The 13231-nt window shown below is 70.1% G+C and carries 14 protein-coding genes; all 14 read left to right on the top strand.

All coding sequences use genetic code 11. The features are described from left to right. Nucleotides 1-164: 164 nt before the first annotated feature. Nucleotides 165-902: a phosphatidylinositol phosphate synthase gene (pgsA, locus tag SPR02S_RS25190; RefSeq protein ID WP_078622984.1), complete on the top strand. Its 738-nt coding sequence runs from the start codon at nt 165-167 to the stop codon at nt 900-902. Continuing rightward, nucleotides 899-1810 carry a phosphatidylinositol mannoside acyltransferase gene (locus SPR02S_RS25185; RefSeq protein WP_019059784.1) on the top strand — a complete coding sequence of 304 codons (912 nt, stop codon included), beginning with the start codon at nt 899-901 and terminating at the stop codon, nt 1808-1810. Before pgsA ends, SPR02S_RS25185 begins: the two co-directional genes overlap by 4 nt. Beyond that, nucleotides 1807-2967: a glycosyltransferase family 4 protein gene (locus SPR02S_RS25180; protein ID WP_019059783.1), complete on the top strand. Its 1161-nt coding sequence runs from the start codon at nt 1807-1809 to the stop codon at nt 2965-2967. Before SPR02S_RS25185 ends, SPR02S_RS25180 begins: the two co-directional genes overlap by 4 nt. A gap of 206 nt (nt 2968-3173) precedes the next feature. Further along, nucleotides 3174-3716: a membrane protein gene (locus SPR02S_RS25175; RefSeq protein ID WP_019059782.1), complete on the top strand. Its 543-nt coding sequence runs from the start codon at nt 3174-3176 to the stop codon at nt 3714-3716. A 166-nt stretch (nt 3717-3882) separates the two neighbouring features. Beyond that, nucleotides 3883-4794: a pyridoxal 5'-phosphate synthase lyase subunit PdxS gene (gene pdxS, locus SPR02S_RS25170; RefSeq protein WP_019059781.1), complete on the top strand. Its 912-nt coding sequence runs from the start codon at nt 3883-3885 to the stop codon at nt 4792-4794. 8 nt (nt 4795-4802) lie between these two features. After that, complete coding sequence (gene pdxT / locus SPR02S_RS25165) at nt 4803-5411, top strand: pyridoxal 5'-phosphate synthase glutaminase subunit PdxT (RefSeq protein WP_019059780.1); 609 nt, start codon at nt 4803-4805, stop codon at nt 5409-5411. Between the two features lie 51 nt (nt 5412-5462). After that, nucleotides 5463-6215, top strand: coding sequence for a YebC/PmpR family DNA-binding transcriptional regulator (locus tag SPR02S_RS25160; RefSeq protein WP_019059779.1), 753 nt, complete (start codon nt 5463-5465; stop codon nt 6213-6215). Between the two features lie 126 nt (nt 6216-6341). Continuing rightward, complete coding sequence (ruvC, locus tag SPR02S_RS25155; RefSeq protein WP_019059778.1) at nt 6342-6926, top strand: crossover junction endodeoxyribonuclease RuvC; 585 nt, start codon at nt 6342-6344, stop codon at nt 6924-6926. Continuing rightward, nucleotides 6923-7531, top strand: a complete 609-nt coding sequence (ruvA, locus tag SPR02S_RS25150; protein ID WP_019059777.1) for a Holliday junction branch migration protein RuvA — start codon at nt 6923-6925, stop codon at nt 7529-7531. The genes ruvC and ruvA overlap by 4 nt, the downstream gene beginning before the upstream one ends. 9 nt (nt 7532-7540) lie before the next feature. Then, entirely contained in the window at nt 7541-8611 is a 1071-nt protein-coding gene (gene ruvB / locus SPR02S_RS25145; protein ID WP_019059776.1) for a Holliday junction branch migration DNA helicase RuvB, read from the top strand. A 165-nt stretch (nt 8612-8776) separates the two neighbouring features. After that, nucleotides 8777-9283: a preprotein translocase subunit YajC gene (gene yajC / locus SPR02S_RS25140; RefSeq protein ID WP_019059775.1), complete on the top strand. Its 507-nt coding sequence runs from the start codon at nt 8777-8779 to the stop codon at nt 9281-9283. A 142-nt stretch (nt 9284-9425) separates the two neighbouring features. Continuing rightward, on the top strand, nt 9426-11201 hold the full coding sequence (secD, locus tag SPR02S_RS25135) for a protein translocase subunit SecD (RefSeq protein WP_019059774.1): 1776 nt from the start codon (nt 9426-9428) through the stop codon (nt 11199-11201). A 1-nt stretch (nt 11202) separates the two neighbouring features. Next, a complete protein-coding gene (gene secF, locus SPR02S_RS25130; protein ID WP_019059773.1) occupies nt 11203-12327 on the top strand; it encodes a protein translocase subunit SecF in 1125 nt (374 codons plus the stop codon). Further along, nucleotides 12324-12863: an adenine phosphoribosyltransferase gene (locus SPR02S_RS25125; protein WP_019059772.1), complete on the top strand. Its 540-nt coding sequence runs from the start codon at nt 12324-12326 to the stop codon at nt 12861-12863. Before secF ends, SPR02S_RS25125 begins: the two co-directional genes overlap by 4 nt. The last annotated feature ends 368 nt before the right edge of the window (nt 12864-13231 follow it).

Genomic DNA, 13231 nt, shown 5'->3' with positions numbered 1-13231 from the left:
TCCGATGACGCCCGCGGTGCTTCGAGCTTTCCACTCCCGTCACGGTGCGTCCATACACCGGACGCGATCCGGCCGTGACACCGATGGCCTCGCGTCGTGCCGCAGCCATTCAAAACATGGGCACGCGGGTGCCCGGCCGTCGCCCACGCGCGCGCGTGGCTACGATGGGCCAGCCGGTGGCCAGCAGGGGCCGCGCGGCGACACCGACCCTCGGGAAGGCCATGCTGAACAAGTACGCGCGTGCATTCTTCACGCGTGTCCTCACGCCGTTCGCCGCATTTCTGATCCGCCGGGGCGTCAGCCCCGACACGGTCACCCTCCTCGGCACCGCCGGAGTGGTCGCGGGCGCGCTGGTCTTCTATCCCATGGGCGAGTTCTTCTGGGGCACGGTCGTGATCACGCTGTTCGTGTTCTCGGACCTCGTCGACGGCAACATGGCCCGCCAGCTGGGCCGCTCCAGCCGCTGGGGCGCCTTCCTGGACTCCACGCTCGACCGGGTCGCCGACAGCGCGGTCTTCGGCGGCCTGGCCCTCTGGTACGCGGGCGGCGGCGACAACATCGCCCTGTGCGCCGTCTCGATCTTCTGCCTGGCCAGCGGCCAGGTGGTGTCGTACACCAAGGCGCGCGGCGAGTCGATCGGCCTGCCGGTCGCCGTCAACGGCCTGGTCGAGCGCGCCGAGCGGCTCGTGATCTCGCTGGTCGCGTGCGGTCTCGCCGGACTGCACAAGTTCGGCGTCCCGGGCATCCAGTGGCTGCTGCCCGTCGCGCTGTGGATCGTCGCAGTCGGCAGCCTGGTCACGCTGATCCAGCGCGTCGTCACGGTCCGCCGCGAGGCCGCCGAGGCCGACGCCACGGCGGCCCAGGAGGCCCCGGAGCAGCACAGCAGCGGGGCGACTCCGTGAGCAGTGCCCAGGAGCGGCTGACGGACGCGCTCTACGGCCTCGGCTGGGGCGCCGTCAAGAAGCTCCCCGAGCCGGCCGCCGTCCGGCTCGGCCGCACCGTCGCCGACCTCGCCTGGAAGCGCCGCGGCAAGGGCGTACAGCGACTGGAGAGCAACTACGCGCGCGTGGTGCCCGACGCGAGCCCCGAGCGGCTCGCCGAGCTCTCGCGCGCGGGCATGCGGTCGTATCTCCGCTACTGGATGGAGTCGTTCAGGCTCCCCGCCTGGAGCGCCGAACGGATCCGCACGGGCTTCGACCCCAAGGACGTGCACCACCTGACCGACGGCATCGCCTCCGACCGCGGTGTCATCCTCGCGCTGCCCCACATGGCCAACTGGGACCTCGCCGGCGCCTGGGTCACCACCAAGCTGGAGACCCCGTTCACCACGGTGGCCGAACGCCTCAAGCCGGAGACGCTCTACGACCGCTTCGTCGCCTACCGCGAGGGCCTCGGCATGGAGGTCCTGCCGCACAGCGGCGGCACCGCCTTCGGCACGCTGGCCCGCCGCCTGCGCGACGGCGGCCTGGTCTGCCTGGTCGCCGAACGCGACCTGTCCGCCTCAGGCGTCGAGGTCAAGTTCTTCGGCGAGCCCACCCGCATGCCCGCAGGACCGGCCCTCCTGGCCCAGCAGACCGGCGCGCTGCTGCTCCCCGTGACCCTCTGGTACGACGACTCACCGGTCATGAAGGGCCGGGTCCATCCGCCGGTCGAGGTGCCCGAGTCAGGTGACCGGGCCGAGAAGACGTCTGTCATCACACAGGCGCTGGCAGACGCTTTCGCCACCGGCATCGCCGACCACCCGGAGGACTGGCACATGCTCCAGCGCTTGTGGCTCGCGGACCTCGATCCCAGCAAGGGGCCCTCGTGAGGATCGGCATCGTCTGCCCCTACTCCTGGGACGTGCCGGGCGGCGTCCAGTTCCACATCAGAGACCTCGCCGAGTACTTCATCCGGCTCGGCCACGAGGTGTCCGTCCTGGCTCCGGCCGACGACGACACCCCGCTGCCGCCGTACGTCGTCTCGGCCGGCCGCGCGGTCCCGGTGCCGTACAACGGCTCGGTGGCCCGGCTGAACTTCGGCTTCCTGTCCGCCGCCCGGGTCCGACGCTGGCTGCACGACGGCGAGTTCGACGTCATCCACATCCACGAACCGACCTCGCCGTCCCTCGGACTGCTCGCCTGCTGGGCCGCGCAGGGCCCGATCGTCGCCACCTTCCACACCTCGAACCCGCGCTCCCGGGCGATGATCGCCGCGTACGCCATCCTCCAGGCCGCGCTGGAGAAGATCAGCGCGCGGATCGCCGTGAGCGAGTACGCCCGCCGCACGCTCGTCGAACACCTCGGCGGCGACGCGGTCGTCATCCCGAACGGCGTCGACGTCGACTACTTCGCCCGCGCCGAACCCAAGCCCGAGTGGCAGGGCGAGACCATCGGCTTCATAGGGCGCATCGACGAGCCCCGCAAGGGCCTCCCGGTACTGATGAACGCCCTCCCGAAGATCCTCGCCGAGCGTCCGAACGCCCGACTCCTGATCGCCGGCCGCGGCGACGAGGAGGAGGCCGTCGAGTCACTCCCCAAGGAGCTGCGTTCACGCGTCGAGTTCCTCGGCATGGTCAGCGACGAGGACAAGGCCCGTTTCCTGCGCAGCATCGACCTCTACGTAGCCCCCAACACCGGCGGCGAGAGCTTCGGCATCATCCTCGTAGAGGCCATGTCGGCAGGCGCCCCGGTCCTCGCCTCCGACCTCCCCGCCTTCGCCCAGGTCCTCGACCAGGGCGCGGCCGGCGAACTGTTCGCCAACGAGGACCCGGACGCCCTCGCCGAGGTAGCCGTACGGCTCCTGGGGGACCCGGAGCGCTTGGCGGAGCTGCGGCGGAGCGGGAGTTCCCATGTACGTCGCTTCGACTGGTCGACGGTCGGGGCGGACATCCTGTCCGTGTACGAGACGGTGACGGCGGGGGCGGCGGCGGTCGCCACCGACGAACGCACCGGACTCCGGGCGAGGTTCGGGTTGGCGCGGGACTGAGAGGCGGCAACTTCTTGATGCGGGCCGGTATATCCAGCCCGTCCGGCGTTTGAGGACGAGGCCCCTTCAGGGCCGAGGGGGTCTGGGGGCGGCAGCCCCCACAACGCCCACACCAGCACCCAGCACGGCACCCCGGCCAGCTCAGTGGAACGCCCCGCACGAGACTCGGCCAACCCAAGTGGAACGGCCCCGTAGGCTTGCCGCCCGTGACGCCAACCCTGATCTGGATCCTCGTCGCCCTCGTGGCGGTCGGCCTGTACCTGAGCTGGACCGCGGGGCGGCTCGACCGGCTGCACGCCCGGATCGACGCGGCCCGCGCGGCACTCGACGCCCAACTCCTGCGCCGCGCCTCGGTGACCCAGGAACTGGCCACCTCCGGCGTCCTCGACCCGGCCGCCTCGATCGTCCTCTACGAGGCCGCGCACGCCGCCCGGCAGGCCGAGGAGGAGCAACGGGAGGTCGCCGAGAGCGAGTTGAGCCAGGCCCTGCGCGCCGTCTTCGCCGAGGCCCCGCAGGTCGAGGGCGTCCGCGAGGCACCCGGGGGAGAGGCGGCGGCCCGCGAACTCACCGAGGCGGTACGGCGGGTGCCCATGGCGCGGCGCTTCCACAACGACTCCGTACGCGCCGCCCGTGCCCTGCGCCGACACCGCAAGGTCCGCTGGTTCCGGCTGGCGGGACACGCCCCCTTCCCGATGGCCTTCGAGATGGACGACGAGCCACCGGCGGCACTGGTGGACCGGGCCGCGTAGAAAACAGCGGTGCAGCACAGCCGTAGACCACAGCCGTAGACCACAGCCGTAAGGCACACCGGTTCGAAAACGATCCACCGCCTACCCATTGGCCCTTGCTGTGGCCTGCATCTCTGACGTTTCCTCGGTACTGCAGCAACCCTCTTTCACCGAGTGAGGTCACCCCGTGTCCAGCACCCCCAGCTCCGCCCAGACTCCCGAGACCGGCACCGCGCGCGTGAAGCGCGGTATGGCCGAGCAGCTCAAGGGCGGTGTGATCATGGACGTGGTCAACGCCGAGCAGGCGAAGATCGCCGAGGACGCCGGCGCCGTGGCCGTCATGGCCCTGGAGCGGGTCCCCGCCGACATCCGCAAGGACGGCGGCGTGGCCCGTATGTCCGACCCGACGATGATCGAGGAGATCATCGAGGCGGTCTCCATCCCGGTCATGGCCAAGTCCCGCATCGGCCACTTCGTCGAGGCCCAGGTCCTGCAGTCCCTCGGCGTCGACTACATCGACGAGTCCGAGGTCCTCACCCCGGCCGACGAGGTCAACCACTCCGACAAGTGGGCCTTCACGACCCCCTTCGTCTGCGGTGCCACCAACCTTGGCGAGGCCCTGCGCCGCATCGCCGAGGGCGCCGCGATGATCCGCTCCAAGGGCGAGGCCGGCACCGGCAACGTCGTCGAGGCGGTCCGCCACCTGCGCCAGATCAAGAACGAGATCGCCAAGCTGCGCGGCTTCGACAACAACGAGCTGTACGCCGCCGCCAAGGAGCTGCGCGCCCCGTACGAGATCGTCCGCGAGGTCGCCGAACTCGGCAAGCTCCCGGTCGTGCTGTTCTCCGCCGGTGGTGTCGCCACCCCCGCCGACGCCGCGCTGATGCGCCAGCTCGGTGCCGAGGGCGTCTTCGTCGGCTCCGGCATCTTCAAGTCCGGCGACCCGGCCAAGCGCGCCGCGGCCATCGTGAAGGCGACCACCTTCTTCGACGACCCGAAGATCATCGCGGACGCGTCCCGCAACCTCGGCGAGGCCATGGTCGGCATCAACTGCGACACCCTCCCCGAGGCCGAGCGCTACGCCAACCGCGGCTGGTAGTCACGTAGATGAGCGACACAGCCCCTGTCATAGGCGTCCTGGCCCTCCAGGGCGACGTACGGGAACACCTGATCGCCCTGGCCGCGGCCGACGCTGTGGCCAGGCAGGTCAGGCGCCCCGAGGAACTCGCCGAGGTGGACGGTCTCGTCATCCCCGGGGGTGAGTCGACCACCATCTCCAAGCTGGCCGTCCTCTTCGGGGTCATGGACCCCCTTCGCGCACGCGTGCGTGCCGGTATGCCGGTCTACGGCACCTGCGCGGGCCTGATCATGCTCGCCGACAAGATCCTCGACCCGCGCTCGGGTCAGGAGACGATCGGCGGCATCGACATGATCGTGCGCCGCAACGCCTTCGGCCGGCAGAACGAATCCTTCGAAGCAGCTGTCGACGTCCGGGGCATCGAGGGCGATCCTGTGGAAGGCGTCTTCATCCGCGCCCCCTGGGTCGAGTCCGTCGGTGCCGAGACCGAGGTCCTCGCCGAACACGGGGGCCACATCGTCGCGGTCCGCCAGGGCAACGCGCTCGCCACGTCGTTCCACCCGGAACTGACCGGCGACCACCGCGTGCACTCCCTGTTCGTCGACATGGTGCGCGCGAACCTGACTCCGGGGTCCTAGTAGGATCTCTGGGGTTCGTAAAGAGTTGGGTTACGCGAAGGAGACAGGCAGATGTCCGGCCACTCTAAATGGGCTACGACGAAGCACAAGAAGGCCGTGATCGACGCCAAGCGCGGCAAGCTCTTCGCGAAGATGATCAAGAACATCGAGGTCGCGGCCCGTACCGGTGGTGCCGATGTGTCCGGCAACCCCACGCTGTTCGACGCCATCCAGAAGGCCAAGAAGAGCTCGGTCCCGAACAAGAACATCGACTCTGCGGTCAAGCGCGGCGCCGGTCTCGAAGCCGGTGGCGCCGACTACGAGACGATCATGTACGAGGGTTACGGCCCGAACGGTGTCGCCGTGCTCATCGAGTGCCTCACCGACAACCGCAACCGCGCCGCCTCCGACGTGCGCGTCGCCATGACCCGCAACGGCGGCAACATGGCCGACCCCGGTTCCGTCTCGTACCTCTTCCACCGCAAGGGTGTCGTGATCGTCCCCAAGGGCGAGCTGGGCGAGGACGACGTCCTCGGTGCCGTGCTCGACGCGGGTGCCGAAGAGGTCAACGACCTGGGTGAGTCCTTCGAGGTCGTCTCCGAGGCCACCGACCTGGTCGCGGTCCGCACCGCGCTCCAGGAGGCCGGCATCGACTACGACTCCGCCGACGCCAACTTCGTCCCGACCATGCAGGTCGAGCTCGACGAGGACGGCGCCCGCAAGATCTTCAAGCTGATCGACGCCCTGGAGGACAGCGACGACGTGCAGAACGTCTTCGCCAACTTCGACGTCAGCGACGAGGTCATGGAGAAGGTCGACGCGTAGCGCTGCCGCGAGCTGAAGTCGAACAAGCGGTTCAACGGGCCGACGGGACACACCCCGTCGGCCCGTCGCTTTGTCAGTGACACCCGATAGCCTGCACAAACAGGCGATCGAACGAGGGGGGTTGGAGTGCGGGTACTCGGGGTGGACCCCGGACTGACGCGATGCGGTGTCGGTGTAGTCGAAGGCGTCGCGGGCCGGCCGCTCACCATGGTCGGCGTCGGTGTCGTACGGACCCCGGCGGACGCCGAGTTGGGGCTGCGCCTCATCGCCATCGAGCAGGGCATCGAAGCGTGGCTGGACGAGCACCGGCCCGAATTCGTCGCCGTGGAGCGGGTGTTCAGCCAGCACAACGTGCGCACGGTGATGGGCACCGCCCAGGCCAGTGCCGTGGCGATGCTCTGTGCCGCCCGCCGCGGCATCCCCGTCGCCCTGCACACCCCCAGCGAGGTCAAGGCCGCCGTCACCGGCAGCGGCCGCGCCGACAAGGCCCAGGTCGGCGCCATGGTCACCCGGCTGCTGCGGCTCGACGCACCGCCCAAGCCCGCCGACGCGGCCGACGCCCTCGCCCTCGCCATCTGCCACATCTGGCGCGGCCCCGCGACCAACCGCCTCCAACAGGCCGTCGCCCAGAACCGGTTGCAACAGGCGGTCGCCCAACACGCGGCCAAAGCATCGAACGCATCGAACGCATCGAAAGGCCGTACCGCATGATCGCCTTCGTCAGTGGCACGGTCGCCGCACTCGCCCCCGACGCCGCGGTGGTCGAGGTCGGCGGTGTCGGCATGGCCATCCAGTGCACGCCGAACACGCTGTCCACGCTCCGCCTCGGCAAGCCCGCCAAGCTCGCCACCTCCCTCGTCGTCCGCGAGGACTCGCTCACCCTGTACGGCTTCGTGGACGACGACGAACGCCAGATCTTCGAGCTGCTCCAGACCGCGACCGGCGTCGGCCCCCGGCTCGCGCAGGCCATGCTCGCCGTGCACACCCCGGACGCATTGCGCCGAGCGGTGGCCGCCGGGGACGAGAAGGCGCTGATGGCGGTCCCGGGCATCGGCAAGAAGGGCGCCCAGAAGCTGCTGCTGGAGTTCAAGGACCGGCTCGGCGCCCCCGTGGGATCCGCCCCGGCGATCGGCGCCCCGGTCACCAGCGGCTGGCGCGATCAGCTGCACGCCGCGCTCATCGGCCTCGGGTACGCCACCCGCGAGGCCGACGAGGCCGTGGCCGCCGTAGCACCGCAGGCCGAGGCCGCCGAAGGGGCGCCGCAGGTGGGGCAGTTGCTCAAGGCCGCCCTGCAGACCCTGAACCGCGCCCGCTAGGAGACGTCAGTGAACTGGGACGACACGACCGACGAGACCGCCGCCGAGCGGCTGGTGGGCTCGGTCGCCGACCGCGAGGACCAGGCCGTCGAGGCCGCCCTGCGCCCCAAGGACCTGGGCGAGTTCATCGGCCAGGAGAAGGTCCGCGAGCAGCTCGACCTGGTGCTGCGCGCCGCACGCGCGCGTGGCGCCACCGCCGACCACGTGCTGCTCTCCGGTGCTCCCGGCCTCGGCAAGACCACCCTCTCGATGATCATCGCGGCCGAGATGGAAGCCCCGATCCGCATCACCAGTGGCCCCGCCATCCAGCACGCCGGCGACCTCGCCGCGATCCTCTCCTCCCTCCAGGAGGGCGAGGTCCTCTTCCTCGACGAGATCCACCGCATGTCACGGCCCGCCGAAGAGATGCTCTACATGGCGATGGAGGACTTCCGCGTCGACGTCATCGTCGGCAAGGGCCCCGGCGCCACCGCGATCCCGCTCGAACTCCCGCCGTTCACCCTGGTCGGCGCCACCACGCGCGCGGGACTGCTGCCGCCCCCGCTGCGCGACCGCTTCGGCTTCACCGCGCACATGGAGTTCTACGAACCCACCGAGCTGGAGCGCGTCATCCACCGCTCGGCGAACCTCCTCGACGTGGAGATCGACCCCGCCGGCGCCGCCGAGATCGCCGGACGTTCGCGCGGCACCCCCCGTATCGCCAACCGCCTGCTGCGCCGCGTCCGGGACTACGCGCAGGTCAAGGCCGACGGATTCATCACCCAGGACATCGCCGGGGCCGCGCTCAAGGTCTACGAGGTCGACGGGCGCGGCCTCGACCGGCTCGACCGCGGTGTCCTCGAAGCGCTGCTCAAGCTGTTCGGCGGCGGACCGGTCGGCCTGTCCACGCTCGCGGTCGCGGTGGGGGAGGAGCGCGAGACCGTAGAGGAGGTCGCCGAACCCTTCCTCGTCCGCGAGGGACTGCTCGCCCGCACCCCGCGCGGACGCGTCGCCACCCCCGCCGCGTGGGCGCATCTGGGCCTCACCCCGCCCCGCTCGTCAACCGGGGGAAACGGACAAGGGGACCTGTTCGGGGCGTGACGGCGGGGGCGCTGGCCGGGTCAGGAACCCCGGTGCCATGCTGAGCGTTGTTCCATCAGCGTGGACTCGCTTAGACTCCGCCGATGCCGCCTTTGTGGGCGGCGCCGACCACCCCCATCCACCAGGCCGCTCACCGCCGCGGTCGTGCGAAGGAAATTCCGTCCCGTGAATATCGTGACCCTCCTCCCCTTCATCGTGCTCATCGGGGCCATGTTCCTGATGACCCGCTCGGCCAAGCGCAAGCAATCCGCGGCCGCGTCGATGCGTAATGACATGCAGCCCGGCACCGGCGTCCGCACGATCGGGGGCGTGTACGCGACGGTCAAGGAGGTCAACGAGGAGACGGTTCTCCTCGACGCCGGCCCGGGCATCGAACTTCTCTTCGCGAAGAACGCGATCGGCGCCGTCCTCACCGACGACGAGTACAACCGCATCGTCCACGGCATCGAGCACGACCTGAAGGACGATGCCGACATCGTCCCGGACGACGCCTCCTCCCTCACCGAGACCGACGAGCCCGCCGCCGACTCTTCCGACGACAAGCCCATCGACCTCGGCAAGAAGGACGCGGCCGACGAGCCGGCCGACGCCACCGAGGAGCCGGCCGACGCGGCCGAGGCGAAGACGGAAGAAGAGCCGAAGAAGTCCGACGGCGAGTCCGACGCGAAGTAGTCACGTCCCGGGAGCGCGGCGCGACCCGCTCGCGCCCCGCGCACCCCGGGTACGTGCGTCGCTCGCACGGGATCCCGACACCATGTCATGGCCGTAGCCACGCTGACCCGGCGCGGAGCGGCCCGAGAGGGAGTACGAGAAGGTGGCAGCACCTAAGAGGGGCCGCAGCGCGAGCGCCCAGAGCAAGCCGTGGCGCTCGCTGGCCCTCATCCTGATCGCCATCGTGGCGCTCACCGGTGGCATGTTCGCATCCGGGCACAGCACTCCGCGTCTCGGCATCGACCTGGCCGGCGGCACGAGCATCACCCTGCGGGCGGTGGCCCAGCCCGGCGAGGAATCGTCGATCAACAAGACCAACATGGACACCGCGGTCGACATCATGAACCGCCGTGTCAATGGTCTTGGTGTCTCGGAGGCCGAGGTCCAGACCCAGGGCTCCAAGAACATCATCGTCAACATCCCCAAGGGCACGAACTCGGACGAGGCACGGCAGCAGGTCGGTACGACGGCCAAGCTGTACTTCCGCCCGGTCCTGGCCACGGAGGCCTCCACGGGCGCCGCGACGACGAGCCCGTCGCCGAGCGCGTCCGGCAGTGCCTCCAGCAGCCCGTCGAGCTCGCCCAGCTCCAAGGCGAGCGCTTCCTCGTCGAAGACCGGCTCCGCGACCCCGACGGCCACCGCCACCTCGCAGGGCCGTGCCGCCAGTGACGCCCTGAAGGCCGACGCCAGCTCGTCCGCGAGCCCCAGCGCCTCGGCCAGCGCCACCCCGTCGGCGAGCAGCAGCGCCGCCGCCAGCGCGGCGGCCGCCAAGCTGGAGGCCCAGTACACCGCCCTCGACTGCACCAAGAAGGCGTCCCAGAACGTCGGCAAGAACGCCAAGGCCGAGGACGCGACCGTGGCCTGCGGCCAGGTCTCGGGCGTCTGGTACAAGTACGTGCTCGGCCCCGCCGCCGTGGACGGCACCGACGTCAAGAAGGCCGCGGCCGTCCTGAACACGACGACCGCCGCCGGCTGGCAGGTCACCATGGACTTCACCGGCAAGGGCGGCTCCAAGTTCGCCACCATCACCGGTGAACTGGCGAAGAACACCGCCCCGCAGAACGAGTTCGGCATCGTCCTCGACGGCCAGGTCGTCTCCAGCCCCTCCGTCAGCTCGTCGATCACCGGCGGCAGCGCGGAGATCTCCGGCAGCTTCACCCAGGAAGAGGCCCAGAGCCTCGCCAACATGCTGTCGTACGGCGCCCTGCCGCTGACCTTCAAGACGGACAGCGTCACCACGGTGACCGCGGCCCTCGGCGGTGAGCAGCTGCACGCCGGTCTGATCGCGGGCGCGATCGGCCTCGCGCTGGTCGTCATCTACCTGCTGATCTTCTATCGCGGTCTGTCGGTCATCGCGATCCCCTCGCTGCTGGTCTCCGCGATCCTCACGTACGTGATCATGGCGCTGCTCGGCCCGGGCATCGGCTTCGCGCTGAACCTGCCGGCGGTCTGCGGTGCGATCGTCGCGATCGGTATCACCGCGGACTCGTTCATCGTGTTCTTCGAACGCATCCGGGACGAGATCCGGGAGGGCCGCTCGCTGCGTCCCTCCGTCGAGCGGGCCTGGCCCCGTGCCCGACGCACCATCCTGGTCTCCGACTTCGTGTCGTTCCTCGCCGCCGCGGTGCTGTTCATCGTCACCGTCGGCAAGGTCCAGGGCTTCGCGTTCACGCTCGGTCTGACCACCGTGCTCGACGTCGTCGTCGTCTTCCTCTTCACCAAGCCGCTGATGACCATCCTCGCCCGCCGGAAGTTCTTCTCGGACGGCCACAAGTGGTCCGGCATCGACCCGAAGGCGCTGGGTGCCAAGCCGCCGCTGCGTCGCACCCGCCGTCCCGCCGGTTCTGCCGCGGGCCCTGTCGACCCGAAGGAGGCGTGAGATGTCGAAACTCGGCAACCTCGGCGCCCGACTGCACCGTGGCGAGGTCGGGTACGACTTCGTCGGCAATCGCAAGATCTGGTACGGCATCTCGATCCTGATCACCATCACGGCCATCCTCGGCCTGACGGTGCGCGGCCTGAACATGGGCATCGAGTTCCAGGGCGGCGCCGCCTTCACCACGCCGAAGGGCATGAGCGCCTCGGTGAGCCAGGCGGAGAAGTACGCCGAGGACGCCTCCGGTCACGACGCGGTCGTCCAGAAGCTCGGCGACGGCAGCCTGCGCATCCAGATCGCCGGCATCGACACGGACAAGTCCGACAGCATCAAGAAGCAGCTGTCGAAGGACCTGAACGTCGACTCCGAGAGCATCGCCGCCGACCTGGTCGGCCCCAGCTGGGGTGACCAGGTCGCCAACAAGGCCTGGGAGGGCCTGGCGATCTTCATGGTGCTGGTCGTGATCTATCTGGCGATCGCCTTCGAGTGGCGCATGGCCCTGGCGGCGCTCGTCGCCCTGATCCACGACATCACCATCACCATCGGGATCTACGCCCTCGTCGGCTTCGAGGTCACGCCCGGCACGGTGATCGGTCTGCTGACCATCCTCGGTTACTCGCTCTACGACACGGTCGTCGTCTTCGACAGCCTCAAGGAGCAGACCAAGGACATCACCAAGCAGACCCGCTGGACCTACAGCGACATCGCCAACCGGTCGATCAACGGCACCCTGGTGCGGTCCATCAACACCACGGTCGTCGCGCTCCTGCCGGTCGCGGCCCTGCTGTTCATCGGCGGCGGCTTCCTCGGCGCGGGCGTGCTCAACGACATCTCGCTGTCGCTGTTCGTCGGCCTCGCGGCCGGTGCGTACTCGTCGATCTTCATCGCCACGCCGCTCGTCGCCGACCTCAAGGAGGCCGAGCCGCAGATCAAGGCGCTCAAGAAGCGCGTCCTCGCCAAGCGCGCCCAGGCCGCCGCACAGGGCGAGCCGGCGGAGTCCCCGGCCGCCAACGTCTCGGACGACGACTACGACGACGAGCCCGAGGACGCGGCAGCCGTCGTAGGCCCGCGCACCCAGCCGGCGTCCCGCAACCGCGGTCGCGGCCGTCCCTCGGGGAAGCGCCGATGACGGACGTCCAGGAGCTGCTGCTCAGCCGTATCCGCGATGTGGCCGACTACCCGGAGCCGGGTGTGATGTTCAAGGACATCACCCCGCTCCTGGCGGACCCGGCCGCGTTCACGGCGCTCACGGACGCGCTCGCCGAGATCGTCGTGCGCACCGGTGCGACGAAGGTCGTGGGCCTGGAGGCCCGCGGCTTCATCCTCGGCGCCCCGGTGGCCGTCCGCGCGGGCGTCGGCTTCATCCCCGTGCGCAAGGCGGGCAAGCTCCCCGGAGCGACCCTCAGCCAGACGTACGACCTGGAGTACGGCTCCGCCGAGATCGAGGTGCACGCCGAGGACCTGAGCGCCGCAGACCGCGTCCTGGTCATCGACGACGTCCTGGCCACCGGCGGCACCGCCGAGGCCTCCCTCCAGCTGATCCGCAGGGCGGGCGCGCAGGTCGCCGGCCTCGCGGTCCTGATGGAGCTTGGCTTCCTCGCGGGCCGCGCGCGCCTGGAACCGGCACTCGACGGCGCCCCGCTGGAGGCACTGCTCGTAGTCTGACGTGAACGCGTGACGCAACGGCCGTCCCTCCACCACGGGGACGGCCGTTGCGCATGTCACGGGCGCCCTGAGGGGGACCGCACGGCCCGTCCGCGCAACCTCACGCACACCCCCGGAACAACCCCAGGACAGCCCCAGGACACCGCAGAGCTGCCTCCCGGAATGCCGGCGGCAGCCCCTCGCGTTTCACCCGTAGACGGCCCTCACATCGGCCTGAAGGCGAGCCCGGAGCCCGGGATCGCTACCATGGGCACTCCGGAGCCTGACCGGGGGACCCGGATCGCGCACGAGGAGTCCTCTTGGCAGACGAGGCCCAGCCCCTGACCGCCGCCAAGCCCGAGCCCACCCCGGGCCCCGCGGCGGAGCCC

This window comes from Streptomyces prunicolor NBRC 13075, from assembly GCF_000367365.1.
GTDB lineage: Bacteria > Actinomycetota > Actinomycetes > Streptomycetales > Streptomycetaceae > Streptomyces > Streptomyces prunicolor.
The sequence above is the reverse complement of the archived record's forward strand: the minus strand, read 5'-3'. Positions and strand labels throughout refer to the sequence as shown.

Bases quoted from the DNA above. Each gene is read 5' to 3' on its own strand.
- pgsA (WP_078622984.1), top strand. From the start codon at position 165: ATGGGCCAGCCGGTGGCCAGCAGGGGCCGCGCGGCGACACCGACCCTC.
- secF (WP_019059773.1), top strand. From the start codon at position 11,203: ATGTCGAAACTCGGCAACCTCGGCGCCCGACTGCACCGTGGCGAGGTC.
- SPR02S_RS25160 (WP_019059779.1), top strand. From the start codon at position 5,463: ATGTCCGGCCACTCTAAATGGGCTACGACGAAGCACAAGAAGGCCGTG.
- SPR02S_RS25125 (WP_019059772.1), top strand. From the start codon at position 12,324: ATGACGGACGTCCAGGAGCTGCTGCTCAGCCGTATCCGCGATGTGGCC.
- pdxT (WP_019059780.1), top strand. From the start codon at position 4,803: ATGAGCGACACAGCCCCTGTCATAGGCGTCCTGGCCCTCCAGGGCGAC.
- ruvA (WP_019059777.1), top strand. From the start codon at position 6,923: ATGATCGCCTTCGTCAGTGGCACGGTCGCCGCACTCGCCCCCGACGCC.